This window comes from Mycobacterium numidiamassiliense (assembly GCF_900157365.1).
Classification (GTDB): Bacteria; Actinomycetota; Actinomycetes; order Mycobacteriales; family Mycobacteriaceae; genus Mycobacterium; species Mycobacterium numidiamassiliense.
The window spans coordinates 3,446,108-3,469,901 of sequence record NZ_FUEZ01000004.1; the positions used below are offsets into that span (position 1 = coordinate 3,446,108).

Below are 23,794 nucleotides of genomic sequence, written 5' to 3' on the forward strand. Positions count from 1 at the left end.
TGTTGTCTTTAGCAATCCAGTGTGCCATAGTCGTTAATGCAACGAATGGTAGCGTTAGATAGACAGGGGACATCAGCATGACTATCAGCGATCAGGAGATCATCGGCCGATTTCGGGTGGGGTACTACGAGCTCCACCCCAACGTCTCGCTCAACTTCCAGCTGAACCGGTTCTACGGCTGGGCCAACGACGGGCAGATGCTGGACGAAATCCGTGCTGCAGTCCCCCGCATTTCCAATTACCCGGACTGGACGAGGGAGATGCTTGAGCTCAGCGACAACGCGCTGGCCGCCGGTCGCCCGTTGCCGGCCGCCTACTACGCCCGTGGAGCGCAGTTCTTCCTCGACCCGGACGATCCGCGATACGAGCCGGCCCTGCAACGTTTCCTCGACAACGTCCTGGCGGGAAACGGTGTCACGCCGGATGACCATCATCTGGTCCCCTACCAGGGGACGCATCTGTCGGCCTACCGCTTCACGCCGGCCCAACCGCGCGGGACGATCGTCGTATTCGGCGGGTTCGACAGTTACATCGTGGAATGGCTTCCCGCGGCGATCGCCCTGCGCGACGCGGGTTTGGACACCGTGATCTTCGACGGACCCGGCCAGGGCACGGTGTTGGACGCGGGCACGCCGATGACCCCGGACTGGCACTTGCCGGTGGCCGCCGTGCTGGACTACTTCGGGCTGAATGATGTCACCCTGATGGGTTTCTCCCTGGGCGGCTGTCTGGTCCTGCGCGCGGCCGCCCGGGAACGCCGGGTGAGCCGCGTCATCGCCTTCGACATCATGACCGAACTGTTCGAGTGCATTACCAGAAGCCCAGCCGGCCTGGCGCTGGGAAGCATCGGCGCGAATGCCGACCGAATTCCGGCCCCGGTGATTGACGCGGCCTTCGAGGCGATCGGAAAAGTAGACCTGCTGACGGAGTGGGGCTTCAAACAGGCCAAGCGCGTGATGGGGGTGGCCACACCGTCAGAGGCGCTCACGGTGTGGCAGGAATACCGCACCGACGACGTCGCGCCGTTGGTCACCCAACCCGTGCTGCTGATGGCGGGCACGAAGGACCACTACGTGCCGCTGCACCAGCTTGGCGACCAGGTGCTGACCCTGACCGCCGCGCCGTCCGTGAGCGCCCGGGTCTTCACCGAAGCCGAACAGGCTCAAAACCACTGCCAGATCGGCAACACGGGACTGGCCATCAAGGTGATCCTCGACTGGGTCGACGCAACCGGCGGACGCGCCGCCCCGGACGGAGACGAGCGATGACGGTCTTCCCGTACCCGGAGCTGGACGCCGAGAAGCAGGCCCAATATGAGCTCTTCCCGATCAACCTGACGCGCATGATGCTGCACACGAAGGGGCAGACGGTGCCGTATCTCAGGTACGCGCTGAGCTTTCGCGACGCGGCGATCACACCGCTGGTCCGCGAGCGCGTGATCGTCAGGGTCGGCGTTGCCGCTGACTGCGAGTACGAGCTGGTCCAGCACAAAACGGAAGCGTTACGCACCGGGACTAGCCAGGAGGTGCTGGCGCAGCTGCTCAATCTCCGGAACCGAGACTTCGAGGATCCGTCGCTGACCGCGCTCGTCGAATATGTCGACTCGCTGGTCGGGAACATCGGCGCGAGCCAGGAAACTCTTGACGGCCTGCGAAAGCACTTCTCCGACAACGAAGTAGCCGAGATCACCCTGCTGGCGGGCACCTACGTTCTGTGCGCCGCATTCCTCAGATCGCTGCAGGTGCCACTCGATGGCGGGCCGGTCGATTGGGGCATCGCCGACACCACTATGGAATCAGGACAGCTCTGATGATCGACGACCTCGCCCTGCTGGAGAATTACATCGAGCGGTGCTCCAACTGGGGCCGGTGGGGCCCGGACGACCAATTGGGCACGGTCAACCTCATCACCTCGGACACAGTCCGCGAGGCGGCTGCGCTGGTGAAGGTCGGTCGAATGATCTCGCTGACCATGCCCTACGACGCGCACGGCCCGCAGACCGGGTATCTCGGCAGGGCCAATCCCCATCTGTACCAACTCACCTCGGGACCGGGATACCTCGTCGGCGAGCAGTACGACCGGGAAACCCAGACCCTCCAGGAACTGAGGAAATCGACCGGGCAATCCACCGCCGGCTACTACGACGACGTCTTGGTGATGCCAACACAATCGGGCACGCAATGGGACGCGCTGTGCCATTTCTTCTGGAGAGGGCAGATGTACAACGGGTTCTCGGCGGCCGAGGCGGGGTCGGCGGGCAGTCGCGCCAACGGCGTCCAGAACTACACCGGCAAGATCGTCACCCGCGGTGTATTCGTCGACCTTGCCGCTCACTGGGGCGTGCACTCCCTGGAACCCGGCTACGCCATCACCACCGATGACCTCGACGGGTACCTCACGGAAAAGAATCTCGAGATCCGCCCGGGCGACGCGCTGATCGTCCGCACCGGTTTTCTGGGTGCCCGGCGCGAGCGTTGGGGAGACTATGCCGGTGGGCCCTCCCCGGGCCTCTCGCTGCACACGGCTCCGTGGATCCGCGATCAGGACATCGCCGCCATCGCCGCCGATACCTGGGGAATTGAGGTGCTGCCCAACGAAATCGATTGCTGGCAACCACTTCACGTGGTCAGTCTCGCCCACACCGGGTTGGCCTTCGGGGAAATGTTCGACCTCGATGCGCTCTCCGACGACTGCCAATCAGACGGCGTCCATGAGTTCATGTTCGCGGCATCACCGCTGCCGCTCACCGGAGCATCTGGCAGCCCGGTGTCGGCGTTAGCTCTCAAGTGAACCAAGCAGATCTTCGATGCCGTGCCGCTCCCACTGGGATAGCAGATTCGCCAGCATCTGCAGCGGTGCCCGCACGCTTTCGTCGTCCTTGATCCGCGGGTCCCGGCGATCGCTCGGCGCGTCGGCCCCGAACCTCTTGCGGATCAACGCCGGAACGTCCAGCAGCCAGGCGACTCCCATCGCGGCGGCATAGAGCAACGTGTGGCGGTGCAGCCGATCGGGGTCCAGTAGGGGGCCGCCGCCGTGCCGAACTTCGGCGACGAACATCTGCAGCAATTCGTCGAGATGGGCGTTCCACATGCCGGATTCGGCGCCGGACATGGCTCCCCAGATCGCCATGCCCAGGTTCATCTGGCTGACGCAGCCCCAGTCCATCAGCCCGCACCGCAGAACACCGTCGGTGTCGCGCCAGAACCACGCGTTGTCGATGTTCGCATTCCAATGGCACAGCGCGACGTAGTCGGCGTCGGCGGCGAGCTGGCGCGTGATCAGGTGCTCGTGCTGCGCGATCCGCGGCACGTCTGCGCGCAAGCGCGTCAGGAACTTTGGTGAGCCGACAGTGGCGGGCAGCAGGCCGGGCCGTGCGGCGACGAAGTCGGCCAGCTGGTTCACCCGTCGTTGCAGCTTGTCGGCGGACATGGGCGCGCGTTCACCCACCGTCGCGGCCTGTACGTCCAGCGGGAAGTCCGCCGTCAGCCCAGCGGGCAGGCGCCCGGATCGCTGCGTGCCGGCCAGCCGGCCCAGTGCGGTGAGCAGTGCGCGATAGTGTTCGAGCGGCTCGGGCATTTCGTAGTCCAGGCACTTGTGGTATTGGCGTTCGATTCCGTTGCTGCCGAATCGGATTCGCTCGGTGATGAGTATTCCGGTACCGCTTTGCCGGTGGTAGTCGCCGAACTGCACCCGGGGCACCGCGATGGGGAACTCCGGAACGCGGGACAGCGCGGCGAACCGCACCTCGGGCTCCATCTGGGTTTTTCCGCGATCGCGGATCGGGTTGTCCAGATCGCGGGAGAACTTGACGAACAGTTGGGTCAGCAGGCCTGGGGTGTCTTGTGCGTATTCGACCGACATCATGACTTTGCGTCCGGTGCTGCCGCCGGGGGCCTCACGGAACTCGGCGATCCGGGTGACGGCATTGCCGTCGGTGAGCACGCCGGAGGCTCGAAATGCATTGGTGAGGAACTGCGTTCCGCCGTCGAGCAAGGTTGCCGGGTCGGCCGGAAATGCCATTCCATACTGGTCACCGGTGACCCAGCGATCATCGGTGTGCATCGTGGGTCACCAGGTTTGTTCGGCCGCGCGCACCAGCATGTGGTTGACCGCGACGCGGCGATCGCGGGTCACCATGAACAGCACCGCGTCCGCGATGTCCTCGGACCGCAGTTTGACCATGCCGGCGGTCTGCTTTTCGAACGCCTCGCGCGATGGTTCGGCGAGATGGTGGAAGATCTCGGTGTCGACGGTGCCTGGGCCCACAACGCCGACGCGAACGCGCTGACCGAGGACCTCTTGCCGGATGCCTTCGCTGAACGCATTAACGCCGAATTTTGTCAGCGAATACACCGCGGTGTTGGGCCGGGCGACCCAGCCGGCGGTGGAACTGATGGTGACGAGGTCGGCCACGCCGCGCGGTGAATCGGCGGCCGCGTGGATCAGGTGGGAAAGCGCAGCGCGCGTGGCGTAGAGGACGCCCCGCACGTTGACGCTCACCATGGCGTCCCAGTCCTTCAGCGGTGCCTCCACCGCCGGAGCCGACTGCATCAGCCCGGCGTTGTTCACCAGAATGTCGAGGCGTCCCAACTCGGCGACGGTGCGCTGCACGGCGGCTGCCACCTGGTCAGCGTCGGTGACATCCGCGGGCACGACCAGGGCCGTGCCGCCGGCGGATTCGATCTCGGCCTGGAGTTCGGCCAGCCGGTCGGCCCGGCGTGCGAGGAGGGCCACCGCGGCGCCCTGGGCCGCGAGCGCCTTCGCCGTCGCCGCACCGATACCGCTGCTGGCGCCGGTCACCAGCGCTGCCGTCTTCGCCAGTAGCTGCGTCATAGTCCACCCGTCGTCGGTGTTCCGGCCACCCGTGCCCCGGCACCCAGTATCTGGTTGACAACGTAGTCGGTGTCCTCGCCGAGGTCGGGCGCGCCGCGCGAAATCCGCGCCGGGTTGCGCGTCATGCGCCACGACGGTCCCAGTATCGGACGCTGTCCTTCGCGGTGATCGCTGACGAACCGGTATAGCTCGCGGTCCCAAAGGTGTTGATCGCCAATCACATCGACAGCCGTGGCGCTCTTGCTCGCCGGCACCCCGACCGCACGCAGCCGGTAGGCAAGATCGTCGGCGTCGTGGTTGCGGGTAAGGCGGGCGATGTCGTTGTCGAGGGCGTCGGAATTGTCGTGCCGCTCGCTGCTCGTCGTGTAGCGCGGGTCGTCGGTCAGTGCCGCCGGGCTCAGGACGCCGCACAGTAGCTGCCATTGGTCGTCGTCGGCTACTGCGATGGTGATCCACGCACCGTCCGCGCAGGGGTAGCAGCCGTGAGGGCTCAGGTCCGGGTGAATGTTGCCGTTGGGCCCGAGGCGTTTTCCGGTGAGGCTCTGTTCGAGCAGGCAATCCCCGATCATCGAGGACAGCGTTTCCACGGCCGACACATCGACGAATTGACCGGCGCCGGTTTGCTCTCGATGCAGCAACGCCACCACGGCGGCGCAAGCGGCGGCCGCACCGACCGTGGAATCGCCGTACCGCATGCTCGCTCCCAGTGGCGGCCCACCCGGGTAGCCGACCAAAGACGCCAGCCCCGCCAGCGCGGAAAAGCAGGGCGCATAGCCGGTTTGATGCCCCAGCGGCCCGTCGTTGCCCCACATCTTGATCGACACCGCGACGATGTCGGATTTGATCTGGGTCAGCTGCTCATACCCCAAGCCCTGGCGCTCCATCGCGCCCGGCCGCAGGTTGTTGATGACGATGTCGCTGCGCGCGATCAGCTCGCGCAGGCACGCCATCCCCTCCTGCGACTTGATATCGAGGTCCACGCTGAGGATTTCGGGGTTGATGCTCAGAAAGAAAGGCGCATGGTTGATGTCGGTGCCGCCGTAGGCCCGCATCTCCTCGGGGATGGCGGCCGTCTCGACCTTGATCACCTCAGCGCCCAACAGCGCCAGTAGCTTCCCCGCGTACGGGCCTGCCCACACCTTGGTGAGCTCGACGACGCGCACCCCTTCCAGCGGGCCCCCGCGCCGAGTGTGCGACGGCTTCAGTTGTGGAGCCCGCGCCACCGGGGCGGCGTGCGGGGTGGTGCTTTGTCGTAGCACTGCATCAGTGTGCTGGCCGAGAGTCGGTGCTGCCGAGTTGATTTCAGCGGGTGATGCGCTCAGCGCATACGGGACTGTGGGATAGGATGCCTCGCCCAGCACCGGGTGCCGGACGTCGCGAAAGAACCGGCGGTGGCGGTACTGGGGCGACTGATGCAGATCCGCGGCGCCGTTGACCGGAACCAGCGGCACACCCAGGCGCTGAGCTTGATCGGCTGCGGTGTCCTTGGCCAAGCCGCGGACCCACTGCGCAAATCCTCGCTGGAAGGTGGCGACCTTGGCCGGCGTGACCGAGAATTCCAGCCAGTCGTCGTCGAACTCGTTGAGCCACTGCGGCTCCCCCATCAGAGCCTTGACCCCCAGCCAGTGAGCGCGGCTGGTCATGTACAGGTAGACGAACCCGTCGGCGCAGGCGAAAAACGACGCGGGACCCTGCTGGTCGAAATCGTCGCGCGTGCCCTCGGCCGGGACCTCACCGGTGATGAATCGGCCCAGGATGCAGTCCGCGCGCGAGACGAGCACGGCTTGCTGCGAGATGTCGATGAATTCGCCCCGACCCGTGTGCATTCGGCCAAAGAGGCAGGACGCAATGCACAGCGCCGCATCCAGGCCCGCTTCGTAGTCGGCGAGGAATCGCCCCGGCCCCTGTAGCGGCGGCAGTTTCGGGTCGGGATGGCTGGGAGTGTGATATCCCCAGCCGCTCGCGTGGAACACATTGATGCTCTTCGCGTTTCCGAACTCGGTGGGCGCATCCTGGCCGAACGGGGTGACCGAGCAGAAGACCACATTCGGGTGCTGTTCGGCCCAACTGGTCGTGCGGTCGTCGATGACCGCATCCGCCGTGCCGATCAGCTCGTGGAGATGCTCGACGCCGGCGGCGTCGAGCACGACGGATTGCTTGTTCGTGTTGAGGTAGGCAAACAACGCACTGCCGTCGGGCCCGTCGCGCACGATAGGAGCCATCGCCCGGGTGGGGCTACCGCTCCCGGGCGACTCGACCTTGATGACCTCGGCGCCGAAGTCGGCCAACAGTTTTCCGCAGTACTCCCCGGCGACCGACCCGGCCAGCTCTACGACCCTGAACCCGGTCAGCGCCGACATGCAGGCTCTCCCAAAGCGCTCAGGGCTTCGCGCGACCCGAGCGGCTCAGGCGCCACTCCGGTGGGAAGTTCATGTCGTTGTCCTTCACCACGTTGTTGAGGCCCTTGTTGAAAGTGCCCTCGGTGAGGTCGACGGTGTTCTCCTCATCGTTCTGGATCATCGGCAGCATGCCCTCGACCATGCCGACAAGAAGGCTGCCGAAGTACTCACCCTTGTGCTGCTTGTACAGCTCGAGGAAGGTCTTCTGCACCGCGACCGTGTCGGTCGGGCGGGACTTGGAGCAGGCCAACGCGTATTTCAGCGTCTCGGCTTCCAGGTCCTCGCGGGCCACAACGCTGTTGACGAACCCGCAGTCGTACATCTCCTTCGCGCTGAACGGCCGCCCGGTGAACAGCATTTCGGAGAACTTACGCAGTCCCATGGTCTCGGCCCACCACCACAGCCGGGGTCCCCAGCCGACGTACCGGAACGCGGGGTGTCCGAACAGGGCGTCGTCGGAGGAGACCACCAGGTCGGCGTCGCCGGCCTGGTAGAAGTGCCAGCCGTAGCAGTAGCCCTTGGCCTCGATGATGCTGACCTTCCGAAGCTCTTGCAGGGGGCGGTTTCCCGCGCGGGCCTTGGCATAGAAATCAGTCACGGTGGACAGGTAGCGGTAGGAGCCACCGGGTGGGTACTTCACATCGTCATCGTTGATCGCGAGTTCGTGCAGCAGCGGCATGCCGGGGTTCTCGATCATGCCCCGCTGTTCGGGCAGGTCGCCACCGCTGCCGAAATCTTCGCCCTCGCCACGGATCACGACGACCTTGACGTCGTCGTCCACATTGCACTTGTGGATTAGGTCGGCATAAAGCTGACGCATTCCCAAGCTGGTGGCGTTCTGCGCGTCGGGGCGATCGAAGGTGATGTAAGCGATCCGGTTCTTCTTGTCCTTCTCGAACTTGATGTACTGCGCGGCTTCTTCTTTCATTTTTTCGTAATCAAACTCAGGCATGAATTCTCTCCACTTCGTTGTGCTTAATTGAGTTATTGCTTATTTGAGCAAACTGCCCGCATCGACGGGAAGCGAAACGCCAGTGACATAACGAGATTCGTCAGAGGCGAGGAACAGGACCGCGTTGCTGATGTCGATGGGATCCACCCAGGGGATCGGCAATGTGTGCATCATCTGCGAGATCGGGGCGAAGTCGTCCGGCCCGGGATTGGGCAGATCTGGGCGAAAGAGCCGGTATGTGTTGTCATTCATCAGCATCGTGGTGCTGACCTGGGTGGGCAGCACGGTGTTGACCCGGATCATCTGCGGGCCCAACTCAACGGCAAAGGCACGCATGAGGCCGATCACGCCGTGCTTGGCGGCGATGTAGTGGCCGGTGTTCTGGTAGGCCTTTTGCCCACCGACCGAGCTGGTCAGCACGATGGAGCCACCACGGCCGCCCGAAAGGATGTGGGGTACGCCCGCTTTCACGGTGTGCCACACGCCGCTCAGGTTGATGTCGATCATGTCCTGCCAGATGTTCTCGCTGATCTTGTGCAGCTTGCGGCCATCGGTGCCCACACCCGCGTTCGCGACGATGATGTCGAGCCGACCGAGTTGTTCCACGCCGCTATCCACCGCGGCTTTGAGTTCGTCATAGTCGCGGACATCGACCTGCGCGGTCACGATGCGCCGGTCGAGATTCTTGACCAGATCGGAGGTCTCGGCGAGATCCTCCGGGGTGGAATGCGGGTAGGCCAAGTTATCGATCGGCCCGCAAATGTCGATCGCAATGATGTCGGCGCCCTCTTGTGCCAGGCGCACCGCGTGGCTGCGGCCCTGCCCGCGGGCGGCACCACTGACGAAGGCGACCTTGCCCTCGACCCGGCCGGTCGTCACGGCACCAACGTCGGGAGGGTTTCCCAGCCCCGCACCGAGGACGTCGGGCTGAGCGTCGCGTTGGCCAGATCAGGCTCCCACTCCGGGAAGCGCTTGAGAATTTCCTCCAGCGCGACACGTCCTTCCAACCGGGCCAGCGCCGAACCCAAGCAGAAGTGGGCGCCGACGCTGAACGTGAGGTGCGGCCGGGCGGGGCGATGAATGTTGAATTCGCCTGCGTCGGGTCCGAACTGGCGTTCGTCGCGGCAGGCGGCCCCGATCAGCATGAGCATCACGCTGCCCTGCGGCACCGTCTGGTCGTATACAGTGACGTCGCGCGTCACGTAGCGCGCCATGTGCGGTGCGGGCGGCTCGAAGCGCAGTAACTCCTCGATCGCCTGCGGGATGAGCGCCGGATTCTCGACGAGTTCGCGGCGCTGGTCGGGGTGCTCGGCGAGAACCTTGCCCGCCCAACCGATCAGCCGCGTTGTCGTTTCGTTGCCGGCGCCGGCCACGACATTGACGTAGACGAGGATCTCCTGGCGAGTGAGCCGGCGGGTGGTTCCGGTCTCGTCGACGAACTCGACGTTGAGCAGCTCGGTCATGATGTCGTCGGACGGATTGTCGGCACGCCAGTCGATGTAGGCCTCGAACTGCTCGCCCACCGACAAACCATGCTCGGCGGCACTCATCGGCTTGCCGGGCTCGGTGCGCAGCTGGGCGTTGCCCCGATCGCGGATGTACTCCTGATCTTCTTCAGGAATCCCGAGCAGCGCGCTGATGACCTTCATCGGCATGATCGCGCCCAGGTCGGTGACGAAGTCGAACCGGCCGGAGCCCACCAATGGATCCAGCGATTGCGCGCAGAACTCGCGGATCATCGGCTCCAGCGCGCTGATCTTGCGGGGGGTGAACATGCGCGACAGAAGTTTGCGGTGCACGTCGTGGATCGGCGGGTCCTCGAAGATCAGCAGGCCCGACGGGATCTCGAGGTCGGCCTTGATCAGCTCCATGATCACGCCCCGGGCGGAGCTATAAGTGGCGTGGTCGACGATGCCCTTGTTGACATCGGCGAACCGGCTCAGTGCATAAAAGTCGTATTCGGAGTTGTAGTACAGCGGCGCCTCGTCGCGCAGGCGCGCAAACATCGGATACGGGTCGGCGATCAACTCGACGTCGTACGGATCGAAACGAACATGGCTCTCGGTACTCGCCGTCACGAAACCCCTCCTGGCGCTATGAATTTCGGATGTCCGCATCGTCTGCGGCGGTGCGGGGGCTGTCGGTGGAACAGCGCCGGATCTGGGTAGGACAATTTGTACACTCCGCTTAATCGAGTCGCTCTGACACGCGCACGGATCCGGCTGACAGCGGGCTCACCGAGGTCCGCGAACTCCGGATTACTCTATTCTCGTAGAGAACCATATCGCTCATCCTGTGGCAAGACCCAACGCCGCGAAATTCGCCGCTAGCCCGTGTCGCGTCGACGCGCCGGGTGTGCCGCATCGCCATCCGTCAGCTGCCCCTTCTGGGGGCTCTTCAGGATGCCCGCGGCGATCGCCGACAGAATTCCATCGAGTTGCTCGGGACTGTCGACCACACGGTCGCCGTGCGCGAATCGCAGCAACAGGCCGTTGATAAAGGTCAACGTCACGTTGCTCAGATCCTCGATCACCGCGGACTCCAATTCGGCGCCGTGCGGCATGAGTTGAACCAGGATCTCGCTGTGCAATTTAGTGAAGCCATCGGTGGCTTGCTGCAGAATCGCGGCCATCGCGGGGTCGCGCGCGGCCTGCATCGTCAGCTCGTATCTGGCCTTCGTTCGGGATAACTGTGGTTCGCTGCCGGCCTGAATGACGAGCTGCGCCAGCAACGAGGGCGACGGATTGGCGCCCTGGCTGTCGGCACTGTCGGCGATCGTCTGCAGGCTCTGCAGGTCAAGCTCGGCCAGCCGCTCGGCGACGGCGCGCAGCAACGCGGAGCGGGTCCGGAAATAGAACGAGGTGGTGCCGTCGGGGACGTCCGCTTTGCGATCCACCTTCAGGTGGCTCAGGCCCTTGGCCCCATCCGCGGCCAGCAGCGCGATCGCCGCATCGCACAGGTCGCGGCGGCGTTCCGTAGGATTTGGCTTTCGCCTTTTCGCTGACACGGGACTGTATCGAGCCATCTTGGACCGAGAGGCTACTCTATATTCATAGTGTGGGCAATGGAGCATGCATAGTGGCATCGCCGCACCGGGATGGTACGGCGATGCCTTTTATGGGAAGCAAGTGTCGCAAACTGTTGCAGCACTGCAGGTTTGCTGCGTCAGGCAGCCAGCAAGCGCTCGAAGAATTCGCGGTAGTGCATGAGCGCTACGCGAAGGTCTTCGGTGGATGCCTGTTCGCCGCGGGCCCACTGTTCCTCGAGACGTGAGCGTGCATTGGCGAACCCGGTCGTGAGTTGGTCGACCAAATCGGAGACGAGGACATCTGCCTTCTGCACGCACTCGCTGGGATCATCGACAAAAGCTGCCTGGACCGCAGCCCATCGCGAACGCAATTCCGCTAGCTCTTCATCGCCGAATAGCAGGTCCTCGGTTGATGATTCGTGTGCTGCGTCCGAATGTTTCGCGGGTACAGCCGGTACCTGATCCGTCGGTGCTGATACTTCGGCAACGCTCGAAGGATCCGCCGGGGCGGGCGGCGTCGGGCTTTGGTCCTGCTCCTGCCGGAAGGTCGGCTCCACGTCTTCGCTCACCGGTGGTGGCGCCGCGTCCCCCGTTTGGGCCTCGTCCTGCGAACCGGTCAGAGTTGGGTGATCGTGTGTTGTCATGCGCTTGCCTCCTGTGACGCGTTGTCGTCTGTTGTTTTTTCCAGCAGCGTGTCGAACAGCGCGCGGTAGTGCACGAATGCCTCCCGTTGCTGCTCGGTGCTGACATCACCGTCCTGCTGCGCCAGATGAATCCGATGCGCGGTGCGGTAGTTCTCGACAATCTGCGGATGGTCTACCGAGATATCGGCAGCTCGCTGATCGAAATCGTCGACGGGATAACCCCGTTCGCGCATCACCTCGGTTATCAAACGATCGGCGAGGCCGACGGCAGTTGTCGGATTGTCGACGAAGCCGGTCTGCACCTGGCTCCAGCGGGCGGTGAAGTCCGCCAAGGACGCTCGCGACAGCGGAACAATCTCGAGTTCTTCTCGCTTGCGTTCTCGGGCGGAAAGTTCCTTCTCGGCCGCCTTTTGGCCTCCGGCCTCGGAGACCAGCCGTTCGTACTCGCGGCCATAGTGCTGCTTCATTCGCGCTGTTTTCCTGCGACTGCCGAGCAAGCGTGCCGCGATGACTAACGCGGCGACCACGATAACGACGATGGCGGCGGCGAAAATCCATTCCCAGACGGGCATTTCATGCTCCTCTCGTACTCATGTCGAATAACCCGGGCGGTCCCGAGCCAAACGTCAAACGGGCGGCGCCTGGCTGACGGGTCATTCAGAAGTAGTGCCGACGGCCGCCGATCGCACGCCCGGTGCTGCCCAGGACTGCCAGGATTGCGCCGATGACGAGCAGGATGATCCCCAGGGTCCACAAGATTGAGATCTTGAGGAGAAATCCTGCGATGAGTAAGACGATGCCGAGAATGATCATGGTGCGACCTTCCATTGCGTAATGACTGGTTGATGGTCGAGTCGGTTGACCCGACGCTGATCTCAGTCGACCACCCCTAAGGGGGGTAGCAATACACCCTTAGGGGGGTAATGTCCCCGTCATGCCGCCCGAGTCGACTACTAGCGCACCGATCACCATTGCGCTCGTCGACGACTACGACGTTGTCGTAAAAGGCGTGGCCAACATGCTGGACCCGTACCGCGACCGTGTCCTGGTGGCAGAACTCGACTCCACCATGCCCGTCGAAGACGCCGTCGATATCGTTTTGTACGACTCTTTCGCCCAACCCGAGTCCGATCACGAAGAGATCGGAGTCCTGGTCGCCAATCCCCGCGCACGTCGAGTTGTGGTCTACACCTGGAACTTTCACTCCGATCTAGTGGAAAGTGCACGTCGGCACGGAGCGCAGGGATATCTGTCGAAGACCCTGCCTGCACGCGAGCTGGTCGCGGCTTTGGAGGCGGTGCATGCCGGCGAGGTGGTCATCAGTGATGTGGCGGCGCGGGCACGCAGCGCGCCCGGGCTGGACTGGCCCGGGCGCGGCGAAGGGCTCAGCGACCGCGAGGCGGAGATTCTGGCATTGATCACCCAAGGCAAGAGCAACGCGGACATCGCACGACTGACCTATCTGAGTCCCAACACTGTGAAGTCCTACATCCGCACGATTTATCGCAAACTCGGCGTGGGCAGCCGCACCCAGGCCGTGCTGTGGGGCGTGAATCACGGATTCACCCCCGACCATCACCGCATCGAACACTGGCGCGGCGGCCCGTGACACACCGCCGTGCCGTCAAGGCGTCGACGTCCGCTCTTAGTGCCCGGCTCGCCGGTGCCATCCTGCTGGGAGCCGCGGCCTGTGGCTGCCACGCAACTCAACACGCAGGCTTGGCCACCTCGGCGACGCCGGCGCCACCGCCGCCACCGCGGGCGGCGACCATCCAGCCGCTTCCGGTACGGCCGGTGTTGAAATCGCAGCCGACGATGCCCGACAAGTGCCCCGCCATGAATCCGACTGCCCCGACCCCGTCGGCCAACGGCTTGCTCCCCTGCGCCCTCGCCCGGGCCACCCTCTACACGCTCGGTCCTGAGAGCATGCAGCTCGCGCTGACACATGTGGACCCGCCGAGGCTGCTGACGTCGGACTTCTATGAAGTGAATCTGAGGATGAACCCGACGTCGGCGACCGCGTGGGCGTCGTTCACCGCAGCACATCTGCACGCCCACATCGCCTTCATCCGCGACGATCTCGTCTTGGAGGCGCCGATCATCGAAGAACTGGTCACCTCGGGGCAGGTCGCACTGACCACGCAGACCGCACCGGCCGCGGATCAGCTGGCCCAGCTGGCCGGCCGCCCCACATGAATCAGCTCGCGATCGGTTTTCTCAACGGATTCGGTCTTCCGCCATCCGATTTCGTCGATCTCACGGCGGATCTTGGTTGCCGCTATATGTCGATTGTTGTGCGGGGAGGGCCACTGCTTCCGCTCGGCTACCCGCTCTATTCGCTGAAGGACGATCCCACCCTGAGACGAGATCTGCTCGCCGCCATGGGTCACCGCGGCGTGGCGATCTCGCTGGGCGACGGGTTCCTGGTGCTACCGGAGACCGAAATCAGGTCATTCCGTGGGGATCTCGAGGTCCTGGCCGAACTCGGCGTGCCGCGGATCAACGTCGTCAGCCTGGACCCCGATCTCAACCGCACTTTCGACCAGTTGGCCGCGCTGACAGAGCTGGCCGCACAATTCGGCATGGAAACCGACGTCGAACCGGTGCCGGGCCTGACGGTCGGCGACCTGCCCACCGCGCTGGCCGCTCGCGACCACGTTGGACGGCCCGACTTCCGGCTGCTGATCGACACCATGCACCTGGTGCGGTCTGGCGCCACCGCGGCCGACCTGGCCGCCGTCAACCCCGAGCACATCGGCTACGCCCAACTCAACGACACGACGCTGCAACCACGCCTCGATAACTACATGGAGGAAGCCATGTTTGAGCGGATGGTCCCCGGCGAAGGCGAACTGCCGCTCGGCGACCTCCTGGCGGTGCTTGCGCCCGACATTGTGCTCGAAATCGAAGTGCCGAGGCGATCATTGGCGCTGGCCGGCGTGAGTCCGATCGACCGGATGCGGCCCTGTGTCCGGGCCGCTCGACATTTGTTATCCGAACGTGGGCAATGACTTTCAGCTCGGTTCGCGAAGCGGAAGTCCAGCTTTGCGATAGATCTCGTCGATAACGGTCATATTGACGACCGCGTCTTGCGGGGTTGTCGGGAATGGTTGACAGCGCAGCACCGCCGCGGCGAACGCGTCCAGCTGGTAGGCATATGACGCACGGCGGGGAAAGTGTTCGACGCGATTGTCGTTGCCCGTTCGAACCGAGAGCCGGTGAAAAAGACTGGGCACCGCGGGGTTGAGCACATGCAGCTCGCCCTGGTCGCCGATGACCTTGGCGCTGATGTCCAGCAGGCGCCGCGACCACATCGAGCAGTGGATCCGGCCGGTGTGTCCGGCGGCAAATCGGAACTCTGCCGTCATCGCGCGGTCGACCCGGGGGTCGCGCAATCTTGCCTGCGCCGAAACGACTTCCGGCGTCGAACCACCGTACGTGCGGAGCATGTGCACCGTATAGCACCCGGCGTCCATCGTCGCTCCGCCGGCGAGCGCATAGTTGTAACGGATATCGGAAAACCTCGGCAGCGGGAAGCACAGCGTGGCCTCCACCCGCCGCAGCGTGCCCAGCTCCCCCGACGCGATGATCTGCTCGATCCGCAGCGTCAACGGGTGGTAGCGGTAGTGGAAGGCCTCCATCACCACCCGGTCGGACTTCGCGGCCAGTTCGGCGATCTCGCGCGCCTCGGCGGCGTTGGCAGTGAACGGCTTTTCGCACAGCACGTGCTTGCCCGCCTCGAGCGCGGCGCGGGTCCACTTGCCGTGCAAGCCGTTTGGCAGCGGGTTGTAGATCGCGTCGACATCCGGGTCGGCGACCAGCTTCTCGTAGTCGTCGTGTACCCGGGCGATGTGGTGTTTGGCGGCGAAAGCTTGGGCACGCGAGGCATCGCGCGCGGCCACCGCGGCGACGACCACGTCGGCGTTGTCCTTCGCGGGGTTGACCAGCGCTGTGGGTGCGATGCGGGCCGCACCCAGAATCCCGATCCGCAGCGGAGTTCCATGTCCAGACACGGACCCGACGCTAGCACTCGGTCTCATCCGGCACAGGCGTCGCGGCGGGCGGGCTACAAGCCGGGTCCGCGGCGGGCGAAAGCGGGCGCTCGCTCTGGGCGCACCCCGACGCCGATGAAGTAGGCGGGCAGGAACGACAACCACGGCAACCGCTCCATGAGGCCGAGGAGGGCCGCCGGCGGGGTCGGGTCCTCGCCGCGCAGCAACCGACCGAGCAGCATCCGCTGCAGCAGTCGCTGTACCCCCTGAGTCACCGCGGTGGGAAACAACCGTCGGCGACGTACCGCCGCGAGATCGCGATCCGTGACCCGGTGCCGCAGCAGGGGCTCGGCCAAAATCGTTGCGGCCGCGACGGCATCCTGCACCGCCATGTTGATGCCGACGCCACCCAGCGGCGACATGGCGTGCGCCGCGTCGCCGATGCACAGCAGGCCGTCGACATGCCAGCGCCGCACTCGATCGACCCGCACATCGAGGTGCTTGATGTCGTCCATCGATTCGAGGCTGTCGACCGAATCGGCATCGGGCAGCAGGCCGCTGATGTCGTGCCGGAACGCCTCGATGCCCCGCGCCCGCAGCTGGGCGTCGGTGCCCTTGGCCCCGATGTACGCGATCTGGTCATAGCCTTCGCGTGGTATCACGACGAGGGCCTTACCCGGCGCGGTCCGCGGCAGGAACGAGAATTCCGCGGCACCTTCGCGCGGCAAGCGGAACCACCACACGTCGTAGTTGACCGGGTATTCGCGTGTGTCGAGGCCGGCGGCGCGACGCGCGACCGACCAGCGGCCGTCGCACGCCACCGTCAGCTCCGCGCGCAGCTCGCCCGGCCCGTCAGGTCCCTGGTAGCGCACCCCGGTGACCCGTCCGCCGTCGCGCAGTAGTCCGGTCGCCTCCGTGTTCATCCGCAACGTGAAGCTCGGCTCCGTCTGGGCGGCCTCGGCGAGCAGATTCAGCAGGTCCCACTGCGGCACCATCGCGACGAACGGATGCGGTTGGCGGAGTCGCCCGAAGTCGACGTAGGTCACCGAGCGGCCGCCGGCCTCGAATTTCGCGGTGCGCACCTCGCTGTGCGGCATCGCCGCGAAGCGCTCCCACAGGCCGAGCTCGTCGAGAAGCCGCAGAGTTGTGGGATGCACCGTGTCCCCGCGAAAGTCGCGCAGGAAGTCACCGTGCTTTTCCAGCAGGGTGACGTCCACTCCCGCCCGAGCCAGCAGCAGCCCGAGGACCATTCCGGCCGGGCCGCCACCGATGATGGCGCACGTGGTCTTCGCGGCCATCAGTCGTCGGGAACGGTTTCGAGGTCGATCTCGAAAACCGAGAGCGGGTCGAGGATCACGCCGGTCTCTTGCACGTAGCGATCCCACAACGCAAGCAGCTCGGCCAGTTTGTCGGGTCGCGCGGCGGCCAGATCTTCGATCTCGCCGGGGTCCGCGGACAGGTCGTACAGCTGCCAGTCGCCCGTGCCGTGTGGCTCAGGCAGGTGCAGCGCCTTCCAGTCGCCCTGACGAATAGCGCGGCGCCCGAACAACTCCCAGCCGGTGCCGGTGTCGGCGTCGTGCACGGCCTCGGTGGCGCCCGACAGGTAGCTCACCAGTGAGCGGCCCCGCATGGGTTCCACCTCGCGACCCCGGTACGACGTGCCGGGATGGGGCACGCCGGCGAGTTCCAGCACGGTCGGCGCAATGTCCATGACGGTCGCGAACGCCGTGCCGATCTCACCCTGCCGCGCGAAGCCCGGCCAGGTGACGAACCCGACCACCCGGATGCCGCCCTCGGTGGTGAACGCCTTGTGCAGGCGCGACGGCGCGGTGGCAGCCTGGGCCCAGCGGGGGCCGTACCAGATGAAAGACGTGCCGTTGCCGAGGTTGTCGAGGCTGTTGTCGCAGTGCTCCTCGACCAGCTTGAGGATCCGCGGGCCGAGCAGCGGCATCGCCTCGACGATCGCGCCCTCCGCGCCGTTGTCGGACATGAAGATGACGACCGTATTGTCGAGCTCCCCCGTCTCGGTCAGGTAGTCGACGACCCGGCCGATATTCCAGTCCATCCGGTCGACCATGCCGGCGTAGACCTCCATGGTGCGCGTCGAGATCGCGCGCTCGTCATCCGTCATGTCGGCCCACTCAGGCGCACCGTCGGCCACGACGGGGTGTGGCGTGACGTCCTCGGGGCACAGTCCGAGCCGCTTGAGCGCGGCCAGGCGCTCCTCGCGCAACGCGTCCGGGCCGGCGTCGTAGCGACCGCGATAGCCGGCGGTGGATTCGCCGGGGGCCTGCAGCGGCCAGTGTGGCGCCTGGAACGGCAGATAGGCGAAGAACGGCCGCTCGTCGTCCTCGGGGCGTTCGCTGAAGTAACGCAGCAGGGTGTCGGTGTAGTAGTCCGACGAGTAGAAGTCCTCGCCGACGGTGACGAATTGGTCGTCCTCGGTGTAAAGCGTCCGCACCGGGGAGAAACCGCCGCCCGGGCCGCCGTAATGGTTGGCGCCGGCCGGCAGGAGTGCGAACGAACGCTCGAACCCGCGGGCCCACGGCGACCTGTCGATCGTGTCGCCCAGGTGCCATTTGCCCGACATCAGGGTCAGGTAGCCGGCGTCGCGCAGCAGCTCGGACAGCGCGACCACCCGATCGTTCAGATAGCCCTCGTAGCCCGGGGCTCCCTGGAACGCCCCCGGGCCCGCGGCCTCCAGCATCGTGCCGATGCCGGCGATGTGGTGATCGGTTCCCGTCAGCAGCATCGACCGTGTCGGAGAGCAGGCCGGTGCCGAATGAAAGTCGGTCAACCGGACCCCCGCGTAGGCGAGCCGGTCGAGGTTGGGGGTGTTGATTTCGCCGCCGAACGAGCCGATGTCGGAAAAACCGAGATCGTCCGCGACGATCACCAAGAAGTTGGGCCGCGTCACGGTGAAGCATCCTGTCAGGTCTGGCCGCCGAATGGAATGCTTGTACGCGGCGCTACCTCGCGTCGGGAAAGGGACGAAGGGCACACAGATGTTGACTCAGTTCGGGATGTCCATTCCCCTGATCGCGGCCCCGATGTCGGGCGGACCGACCACGCCGGCCATGGTGTCGGCGGCGACTCAGGCCGGCGGCCTGGGCCTGCTCGCGGCGGGCTACAAAACCGTGGAAGCGATCGAAGCCGAGATCAAAACTGTTCGTGCGGCCGGAATTCCGTTCGGCGTCAACGTTTTTGCCCCGAATCCGTTGCCGGTCGACCCCAATGACTACCATGCTTACGCCGCGATTATCCAGCGAGAGGCCGATCAGTTCGGCCTGACCTTGCCGCCGGAACCGATCGAAGACACCGACAAGTTCGACGAGAAGATCGCGCTGTTGGTCGATGACCCGGTGCCGATGGTGTCGTTCACCTTCGGCATTCCCCCGGGCACCGTCATCGCCGCGCTTCGGCAGGCGGGCAGCGTGGTCGTGCAGACGGTGACCACCGCCGAGGAGGCGGCGCAGGCACGCGATGCCGGGGTCGACATGCTCGCGGTGCAGGCCGCGGTGGCCGGCGGGCATTCCGGCACGCTCACGCCGCGGCGACCGCTGACACCGGTCCCCCTCGTCGATCTCGTCGAGCAGATTGTCGCCACGGTGGGACTGCCGGTGCTGGCCGCGGGCGGGCTCGCCACCCCCGGCGCGGTAGCCGACGTGATGCGTGCGGGCGCCGCCGCGGCGGTCGTCGGGACCGTTCTGCTGCGTGCCACCGAGAGCGGCGCGTCGGCCACGCACCAGGCCGCGCTGACCAATCCGGCCCGCACCGAGACGGTGTTGACCCACGCCTTCACCGGGCGCCCGGCGCGCGGCCTGCGCAACGCCTTCATCGACGCCCACGAGGCCGAGGCGCCGCTGGGCTATCCGGCCCTGCACTATCTCACCACTTCGCTGCGTAAAGCAGCGGCGGCCGCGGGCAAGCCCGACTACGTGCACCTCTGGGCGGGCACCGGGTATCGGCATGCCACCGCCGAAGCGACGTCAGACATCTTGGGGCGGCTGGCTTCTGACTTGTGATCCCGAGTGCCGCCGTGTGGCAATTCATGGACTGGGCGCTATCGCCGACCCCGTCCACTCACCACGCATCTCGGATTGCCGCGGCCGCGGGCCCCGCCGAATGTCCATGCCCGTAGTTTTCAGAATGCTTCGGGATCTCGTTGCACCTCGACCGGCACCGGATGCTGGTACAAGCGAGAAGCGTTCTCCCAGGTGAACTTTCGGATCGCGTCCTGCGGTAGATCCCCAATTTGCTCGTGGATGGTTTCTTGAGTGTGCGGCCACGTCGAATCGCAATGCGGATAGTCGGCTTCCAGCATGATGTTGTCCATGCCAATCCGGTCGCGCTGGACGAACGACGACTTGTCCTCCACCGCGCAGAACCAGAAGTTGCGGGTGAAAACCTCTGCGGGCGTTAGTGTCTCACCCAATGCCTGCCAGGTGCCGTACATCGCGTGGTAGCTGAGCATGTGGTCGAGGCGATCCAGCAAACCGGCAACCCAACCGATACCGCCCTCCGACAAGCAGATTTTGAGGTCGGGGAATCGGGTCGGCAGTCCCGAGTACAGCCAGTCGACTGCCGCCGAAATCGCATACGCGAAGAACAGCACCCCCTGGACGTCCGGCGGCGCGTCCTCGGTGGTGGACGGCGACGATCCAGACGATCCGATGTGCAGGTTGACCACCGTGCCAGTCTCGGCGCACGCCGCCATGATCGGATCCCAGTGACCGGTGTGGATGCTCGGCAATCCCAGCATCGCGGGGTTCTCGCTGAACGTGACGGCGTGGAAGCCACGCTCGGCGTTCTCGTGGATCATCGCGGCGCCCAATTCGGGATCCAGCAGCCAGGGCAGCTGGCAGGGGATGATCCGGTCCGGGTACGAGCCCGCCCAGACCTCGAGGTGCCAGTCATTCCACGCGCGAACCGAGGCCAAAGCCAGATCGCGATCGTTGGTCACCTGCTGCAGTCGCTGGCCGGCGAACCCGGGCAGAAATGACGGGAAGTTCAGCGACGCGTAGATGCCGTTCAGATCCATGTCTTTGACACGCTCGTGAATATCCCAAGCGCCCCTGCGCATTTCATCGAAGCGGACGGGTTCGAAGCCGTACTCGGACACCGGGCGCCCGACGACGGCGTTGAAACCGACGTTGGGCAGTTCCCGATCGTCGTAGACCCAGGTCTGGCCACCGGTATCGGTGTCGACGACATGCGGAGCCCGTTCGGCGAATTTGCGCGGCAGGCGCCCGGTGAAGGTGTCCGGGGGTTCGACGATGTGATCGTCGGCCGAGATCACCGTGTAGCGACGCGCCGCTCGGGGCGGGTCGGGCAGAAAGGTGACCGAGCGGTCCCCACCGGTCTTGGCGGTGGTGAAGCTCAGGTTCGAGGCCAACTCGTCGATCGATTTCATGGTCGGCGATCTCCTTCGACGTCGAGTGCGCGATGACGGCTTCGAGAGCGCGAGGGCGGCCGCGCCGGACGGCGGGTTGCCGACTTGGCCGCACGGTCGGCGAACGCCCTCACGTGAGCACGTCGGGATCGGCCCTGATGGTCATCCGCGCCGCGCCAGCCCAGTAGACGTCGGCCGCGCGCTCGATCAGCGAGCGTTGCATGCCGGCCATGTCCGACCAGTTCATCGAGACCGGCTCCTTGCCGGTGAGCATCACGTCGTAAGCCAGCTTGCAGACCCGCTCGATCGACGCCGCCCGGTAGACCGCCTCCGGCAGGTTGCGGCCTGTTGCGATGACGCCGTGATTGGCCAGGATCGTCAGATTGGCGTTGCCGATGCGCGCGGCGAGCTCGGCCGCGCGGGCCGGGCTGTCGATTTCGCCGTCGTAGGTGTCGACCAGGCAGAGGTCATCGAGGAACAGCGAACCGGTCTGATGCAGCAGTTCGGGCAGCCTGCCCAGCGCGGCGAGCACACAGACAAAATATGGATGGTTGTGGATGACCACCCGGGCGTCGTCGCGGACACGGTGCAGCTCGGTGTGAATGTGGATCGCCGGCGTTACATCCCAGCGACCGCGGATCACCCGCGCCTCGCTGTCGACCACACAGATGTCTGACGCGGTGAGTTCCTGCCACCACAGGCCCCACGGGTTGACGAACATGTCCGACTGCCCGTCCTGCTGCCAGGTGATGTGCCCGGCCATGTTTTCCGCGAACCCGATACCGGCCAGGTGGCGGAAAGCCACGGCGAGCGCCTGCTCGTGGGACAGATCCGTGCCGATCGGTGGCACCACCGACGGGGCCCACACCTGCAGGCCACCTCGTCGTGCGTCAGGAGCGTTCATCATCGGCCTCCATCCTTACTCGAATATCCTGGCGGAGCTCGCCTTTGGCAACCTTTCCACCGGATGATCGGGGCAACTCGTCGACCACGATGAGCCGTTCGGGCAGGAGTTCTTTCGAAACCCCGAGTGCCAGCAGGTGCTTGACGAGTGCGGGCAGATCGATGGTCGCCGCGTCGACGAGCTCGGTGTAGAGACAGACTTTTTCACCGAACACCGGGTCCGGCATCGCCACCGCCGCCGCGAGCGCGATGGACGGATGGGTCATGGCGACGTCTTCGACCTGCGACGCGCTGATGTTCTTGCCGCCGCGCAGGATGAAGTCGGAAGTACGGCCGGTGACGCGCAGGAAACCGTCGCGATCGATCTCGCAGATGTCGCCCATGCGCATCCACCCGTCTTGGGTGAACAGCTTGTCGTGGTCGGTACCGCCGAGGTAGCCGAGGCTGGTGGCCGGCCCCCGGCACGCGGGCTGGCCCCGCCCCGTCTCGGTGACGTCCTGATCACCGTCGAAGAGCCGGACCGACATGTCCGGCACGATCCGGCCGGCGGTGCGCAGCCGGTGCTCCACGGAGTCGTGCACGGTGGTGGCGCTGAGCAACCCGGTTTCGTTGGAGCCGTAGAACTGCAGGATCTTCGCGCCGGTGAGTTCCTCGAACTCGGCGGCCGGCCGATACGGTAACGCCTCGCCGCCGGTGAACACCACGCGCAGCGAACTCAGGTCGTAGTCCCGGCACGCGCGATCGGCCATCAGCATCGTCAATTGCGTACTGACACAACACAACACGGTGACTTTGTGCCGGTCTATCGCCTCAGCCGCCGCCTGTGTGGTGAAGCGGCCCAGGATCACCGCGGTGGCACCGAGATAAATGGGTGTGGTGTGGCTGGTCCAGAGTCCGAAGCCGAACGGCGTGGGGATGACGGGCAAGAACACGTCTTCAGAGGTCAGCATCCCATTGGCGACGGCCTTCTGGTGAAAGTAGTACCACCGGTTCTGGGTGTGGACGACGCACTTCGGCAGGCCGGTGGTGCCGGATGTGGAATTGATCAGGAAGACGTCGTCGGCGCCGAGTTGGTCTGCGCCACTGCGCGGTTTGGGCTCGACGGCCACGTCCAGACGTGCCGTGTCGTGATCCGAGACCAGCACCGGCACCGGAAGGTCGGCCATCGAGGCGGCTTGGGTCGCGGCATCGCTGCGCAAAAGATCGCTGATCAGGATCTTCGGTTCCGAATTGCGCAGGATCGCAGCGGCTTCCCTGGCGCCGGCGCGCGCACCCAGGCCGACGACGACGGCACCGCAGCGTTCGATCGCGACGAACAGCACGTGGATGGCGGTGGCGTCGCCGTGCCACACCGCAACGCGATCGCCGCGCCCTATGCCGCACCCAGCGAGCTGGCCGGCCAAATATTCTGCCGCGGCATCGAATTCAAGCCAGCTGAGTCCAGCATCGGGATGATCGATGTAGGCCGCGCGGTCAGGCGAACGTTCGGCGTTGCGGAGCACCGCATCCGACAGCGTGAAATCCGACCACCAACCGGCCGCGCGAAACCGGGTCGGGTCCTCGTCGGTGAAGGCCGGCGAGCCCACGGTATCCAGCCCGCCGCCGCTCATTACCAGATCATAGGAGCGGTGTTCTGGCGATCAGTCAGAGG

General features: G+C 65.3%; 24 protein-coding genes. 7 read left to right on the forward strand and 17 right to left on the reverse strand.

Translation table 11 applies throughout. The features are described from left to right. The first annotated feature begins 77 nt into the window (after positions 1 to 77). The 3 genes from MNAB215_RS24860 to MNAB215_RS24870 are packed head-to-tail and all read left to right on the forward strand — an operon-like array spanning position 78 to position 2,790. Positions 78 to 1,268: an alpha/beta fold hydrolase gene (locus tag MNAB215_RS24860; RefSeq protein WP_083746244.1), complete on the forward strand. Its 1,191-nt coding sequence runs from the start codon at positions 78 to 80 to the stop codon at positions 1,266 to 1,268. Beyond that, a complete protein-coding gene (locus MNAB215_RS24865) occupies positions 1,265 to 1,810 on the forward strand; it encodes a carboxymuconolactone decarboxylase family protein (RefSeq protein ID WP_077081150.1) in 546 nt (181 codons plus the stop codon). The genes MNAB215_RS24860 and MNAB215_RS24865 overlap by 4 nt, the downstream gene beginning before the upstream one ends. After that, positions 1,810 to 2,790 carry a cyclase family protein gene (locus MNAB215_RS24870; RefSeq protein WP_077081151.1) on the forward strand — a complete coding sequence of 327 codons (981 nt, stop codon included), beginning with the start codon at positions 1,810 to 1,812 and terminating at the stop codon, positions 2,788 to 2,790. Before MNAB215_RS24865 ends, MNAB215_RS24870 begins: the two co-directional genes overlap by 1 nt. On the opposite strand, the gene MNAB215_RS24875 is transcribed toward MNAB215_RS24870, so the two are convergent. The 10 genes from MNAB215_RS24875 to MNAB215_RS29855 form a co-directional block, all read right to left on the reverse strand. Further along, a complete protein-coding gene (locus tag MNAB215_RS24875; protein WP_077081152.1) occupies positions 2,776 to 4,062 on the reverse strand; it encodes a hypothetical protein in 1,287 nt (428 codons plus the stop codon). The genes MNAB215_RS24870 and MNAB215_RS24875 overlap by 15 nt on opposite strands. A gap of 6 nt (positions 4,063 to 4,068) precedes the next feature. Continuing rightward, the gene (locus MNAB215_RS24880; protein ID WP_077081153.1) at positions 4,069 to 4,833 is read right to left on the reverse strand and encodes an SDR family NAD(P)-dependent oxidoreductase; all 765 of its coding nucleotides are present in this window, start codon (positions 4,831 to 4,833) and stop codon (positions 4,069 to 4,071) included. Continuing rightward, positions 4,830 to 7,193, reverse strand: coding sequence for a CaiB/BaiF CoA transferase family protein (locus MNAB215_RS24885; protein ID WP_077081154.1), 2,364 nt, complete (start codon positions 7,191 to 7,193; stop codon positions 4,830 to 4,832). Before MNAB215_RS24885 ends, MNAB215_RS24880 begins: the two co-directional genes overlap by 4 nt. A gap of 19 nt (positions 7,194 to 7,212) precedes the next feature. Further along, a complete protein-coding gene (locus MNAB215_RS24890; protein WP_077081155.1) occupies positions 7,213 to 8,184 on the reverse strand; it encodes an enoyl-CoA hydratase/isomerase family protein in 972 nt (323 codons plus the stop codon). A gap of 39 nt (positions 8,185 to 8,223) precedes the next feature. Beyond that, a complete protein-coding gene (locus MNAB215_RS24895; protein WP_077081156.1) occupies positions 8,224 to 9,063 on the reverse strand; it encodes a mycofactocin-coupled SDR family oxidoreductase in 840 nt (279 codons plus the stop codon). After that, on the reverse strand, positions 9,060 to 10,262 hold the full coding sequence (locus MNAB215_RS24900; RefSeq protein ID WP_077081157.1) for a cytochrome P450: 1,203 nt from the start codon (positions 10,260 to 10,262) through the stop codon (positions 9,060 to 9,062). Before MNAB215_RS24900 ends, MNAB215_RS24895 begins: the two co-directional genes overlap by 4 nt. A 248-nt stretch (positions 10,263 to 10,510) precedes the next feature. Beyond that, entirely contained in the window at positions 10,511 to 11,209 is a 699-nt protein-coding gene (locus tag MNAB215_RS24905; protein WP_077081158.1) for a TetR/AcrR family transcriptional regulator, read from the reverse strand. A gap of 140 nt (positions 11,210 to 11,349) precedes the next feature. Continuing rightward, positions 11,350 to 11,856 carry a hypothetical protein gene (locus tag MNAB215_RS30385; protein WP_077081159.1) on the reverse strand — a complete coding sequence of 169 codons (507 nt, stop codon included), beginning with the start codon at positions 11,854 to 11,856 and terminating at the stop codon, positions 11,350 to 11,352. Further along, positions 11,853 to 12,428 carry a hypothetical protein gene (locus MNAB215_RS24915; RefSeq protein ID WP_077081160.1) on the reverse strand — a complete coding sequence of 192 codons (576 nt, stop codon included), beginning with the start codon at positions 12,426 to 12,428 and terminating at the stop codon, positions 11,853 to 11,855. Before MNAB215_RS24915 ends, MNAB215_RS30385 begins: the two co-directional genes overlap by 4 nt. Positions 12,429 to 12,513: 85 nt before the next feature. Beyond that, the gene (locus MNAB215_RS29855; protein WP_245830475.1) at positions 12,514 to 12,669 is read right to left on the reverse strand and encodes a DUF6131 family protein; all 156 of its coding nucleotides are present in this window, start codon (positions 12,667 to 12,669) and stop codon (positions 12,514 to 12,516) included. 121 nt (positions 12,670 to 12,790) lie between these two features. Here MNAB215_RS29855 and MNAB215_RS24920 point away from each other — a divergent pair, with 121 nt between their 5' ends. Further along, positions 12,791 to 13,465: a LuxR C-terminal-related transcriptional regulator gene (locus tag MNAB215_RS24920; protein ID WP_077081161.1), complete on the forward strand. Its 675-nt coding sequence runs from the start codon at positions 12,791 to 12,793 to the stop codon at positions 13,463 to 13,465. A gap of 97 nt (positions 13,466 to 13,562) precedes the next feature. On the opposite strand, the gene MNAB215_RS30605 is transcribed toward MNAB215_RS24920, so the two are convergent. Beyond that, entirely contained in the window at positions 13,563 to 13,694 is a 132-nt protein-coding gene (locus tag MNAB215_RS30605) for a hypothetical protein (RefSeq protein WP_281253348.1), read from the reverse strand. On the opposite strand from MNAB215_RS30605, the gene MNAB215_RS30390 reads away from it, so the two are divergent. Then, a complete protein-coding gene (locus MNAB215_RS30390; RefSeq protein ID WP_245830394.1) occupies positions 13,693 to 14,052 on the forward strand; it encodes a SecDF P1 head subdomain-containing protein in 360 nt (119 codons plus the stop codon). The two genes, MNAB215_RS30605 and MNAB215_RS30390, sit on opposite strands and share 2 nt — an antisense overlap. Further along, a complete protein-coding gene (locus tag MNAB215_RS24930) occupies positions 14,049 to 14,867 on the forward strand; it encodes a sugar phosphate isomerase/epimerase family protein (RefSeq protein WP_077081163.1) in 819 nt (272 codons plus the stop codon). Before MNAB215_RS30390 ends, MNAB215_RS24930 begins: the two co-directional genes overlap by 4 nt. A gap of 3 nt (positions 14,868 to 14,870) precedes the next feature. Here the strand turns inward: MNAB215_RS24930 and MNAB215_RS24935 are convergent, their stop codons facing one another. The 3 genes from MNAB215_RS24935 to MNAB215_RS24945 are packed head-to-tail and all read right to left on the reverse strand — an operon-like array spanning position 14,871 to position 18,765. Beyond that, complete coding sequence (locus tag MNAB215_RS24935) at positions 14,871 to 15,896, reverse strand: Gfo/Idh/MocA family protein (protein WP_083746245.1); 1,026 nt, start codon at positions 15,894 to 15,896, stop codon at positions 14,871 to 14,873. Positions 15,897 to 15,922: 26 nt separating this feature from the next. Then, positions 15,923 to 17,146, reverse strand: coding sequence for an FAD-dependent oxidoreductase (locus MNAB215_RS24940; RefSeq protein WP_077081165.1), 1,224 nt, complete (start codon positions 17,144 to 17,146; stop codon positions 15,923 to 15,925). Beyond that, the gene (locus MNAB215_RS24945) at positions 17,146 to 18,765 is read right to left on the reverse strand and encodes an arylsulfatase (RefSeq protein ID WP_077081166.1); all 1,620 of its coding nucleotides are present in this window, start codon (positions 18,763 to 18,765) and stop codon (positions 17,146 to 17,148) included. Before MNAB215_RS24945 ends, MNAB215_RS24940 begins: the two co-directional genes overlap by 1 nt. Before the next feature lie 88 nt (positions 18,766 to 18,853). Here MNAB215_RS24945 and MNAB215_RS24950 point away from each other — a divergent pair, with 88 nt between their 5' ends. Then, a complete protein-coding gene (locus tag MNAB215_RS24950) occupies positions 18,854 to 19,873 on the forward strand; it encodes an NAD(P)H-dependent flavin oxidoreductase (protein ID WP_077081167.1) in 1,020 nt (339 codons plus the stop codon). A 119-nt stretch (positions 19,874 to 19,992) separates the two neighbouring features. Here the strand turns inward: MNAB215_RS24950 and MNAB215_RS24955 are convergent, their stop codons facing one another. The 3 genes from MNAB215_RS24955 to MNAB215_RS24965 all read right to left on the reverse strand — a co-directional run bounded on the left by MNAB215_RS24955 (position 19,993) and on the right by MNAB215_RS24965 (position 23,753). Then, a complete protein-coding gene (locus tag MNAB215_RS24955) occupies positions 19,993 to 21,261 on the reverse strand; it encodes an amidohydrolase family protein (RefSeq protein ID WP_077081168.1) in 1,269 nt (422 codons plus the stop codon). Positions 21,262 to 21,370: 109 nt separating this feature from the next. After that, positions 21,371 to 22,144 (reverse strand): class II aldolase/adducin family protein, encoded by a 774-nt coding sequence (locus MNAB215_RS24960; protein ID WP_077081169.1) that lies wholly within the window; start codon positions 22,142 to 22,144, stop codon positions 21,371 to 21,373. Further along, positions 22,131 to 23,753: a class I adenylate-forming enzyme family protein gene (locus MNAB215_RS24965; RefSeq protein ID WP_077081170.1), complete on the reverse strand. Its 1,623-nt coding sequence runs from the start codon at positions 23,751 to 23,753 to the stop codon at positions 22,131 to 22,133. The genes MNAB215_RS24960 and MNAB215_RS24965 overlap by 14 nt, the downstream gene beginning before the upstream one ends. Between the last annotated feature and the right edge of the window lie 41 nt (positions 23,754 to 23,794).

Bases quoted from the DNA above. Each gene is read 5' to 3' on its own strand.
- MNAB215_RS24905 (WP_077081158.1), bottom strand. From the start codon at position 11,209: ATGGCTCGATACAGTCCCGTGTCAGCGAAAAGGCGAAAGCCAAATCCT.
- MNAB215_RS29855 (WP_245830475.1), bottom strand. From the start codon at position 12,669: ATGATCATTCTCGGCATCGTCTTACTCATCGCAGGATTTCTCCTCAAG.
- MNAB215_RS24915 (WP_077081160.1), bottom strand. From the start codon at position 12,428: ATGCCCGTCTGGGAATGGATTTTCGCCGCCGCCATCGTCGTTATCGTG.
- MNAB215_RS24940 (WP_077081165.1), bottom strand. From the start codon at position 17,146: ATGGCCGCGAAGACCACGTGCGCCATCATCGGTGGCGGCCCGGCCGGA.
- MNAB215_RS24965 (WP_077081170.1), bottom strand. From the start codon at position 23,753: ATGAGCGGCGGCGGGCTGGATACCGTGGGCTCGCCGGCCTTCACCGAC.
- MNAB215_RS30390 (WP_245830394.1), top strand. From the start codon at position 13,693: ATGAATCCGACTGCCCCGACCCCGTCGGCCAACGGCTTGCTCCCCTGC.
- MNAB215_RS24930 (WP_077081163.1), top strand. From the start codon at position 14,049: ATGAATCAGCTCGCGATCGGTTTTCTCAACGGATTCGGTCTTCCGCCA.
- MNAB215_RS24865 (WP_077081150.1), top strand. From the start codon at position 1,265: ATGACGGTCTTCCCGTACCCGGAGCTGGACGCCGAGAAGCAGGCCCAA.
- MNAB215_RS30385 (WP_077081159.1), bottom strand. From the start codon at position 11,856: ATGACAACACACGATCACCCAACTCTGACCGGTTCGCAGGACGAGGCC.
- MNAB215_RS30605 (WP_281253348.1), bottom strand. From the start codon at position 13,694: ATGGCGGGGCACTTGTCGGGCATCGTCGGCTGCGATTTCAACACCGGC.
- MNAB215_RS24920 (WP_077081161.1), top strand. From the start codon at position 12,791: ATGCCGCCCGAGTCGACTACTAGCGCACCGATCACCATTGCGCTCGTC.
- MNAB215_RS24950 (WP_077081167.1), top strand. From the start codon at position 18,854: ATGTTGACTCAGTTCGGGATGTCCATTCCCCTGATCGCGGCCCCGATG.
- MNAB215_RS24860 (WP_083746244.1), top strand. From the start codon at position 78: ATGACTATCAGCGATCAGGAGATCATCGGCCGATTTCGGGTGGGGTAC.
- MNAB215_RS24960 (WP_077081169.1), bottom strand. From the start codon at position 22,144: ATGAACGCTCCTGACGCACGACGAGGTGGCCTGCAGGTGTGGGCCCCG.
- MNAB215_RS24935 (WP_083746245.1), bottom strand. From the start codon at position 15,896: ATGAGACCGAGTGCTAGCGTCGGGTCCGTGTCTGGACATGGAACTCCG.
- MNAB215_RS24890 (WP_077081155.1), bottom strand. From the start codon at position 8,184: ATGCCTGAGTTTGATTACGAAAAAATGAAAGAAGAAGCCGCGCAGTAC.
- MNAB215_RS24875 (WP_077081152.1), bottom strand. From the start codon at position 4,062: ATGCACACCGATGATCGCTGGGTCACCGGTGACCAGTATGGAATGGCA.
- MNAB215_RS24955 (WP_077081168.1), bottom strand. From the start codon at position 21,261: ATGAAATCGATCGACGAGTTGGCCTCGAACCTGAGCTTCACCACCGCC.
- MNAB215_RS24880 (WP_077081153.1), bottom strand. From the start codon at position 4,833: ATGACGCAGCTACTGGCGAAGACGGCAGCGCTGGTGACCGGCGCCAGC.
- MNAB215_RS24870 (WP_077081151.1), top strand. From the start codon at position 1,810: ATGATCGACGACCTCGCCCTGCTGGAGAATTACATCGAGCGGTGCTCC.
- MNAB215_RS24885 (WP_077081154.1), bottom strand. From the start codon at position 7,193: ATGTCGGCGCTGACCGGGTTCAGGGTCGTAGAGCTGGCCGGGTCGGTC.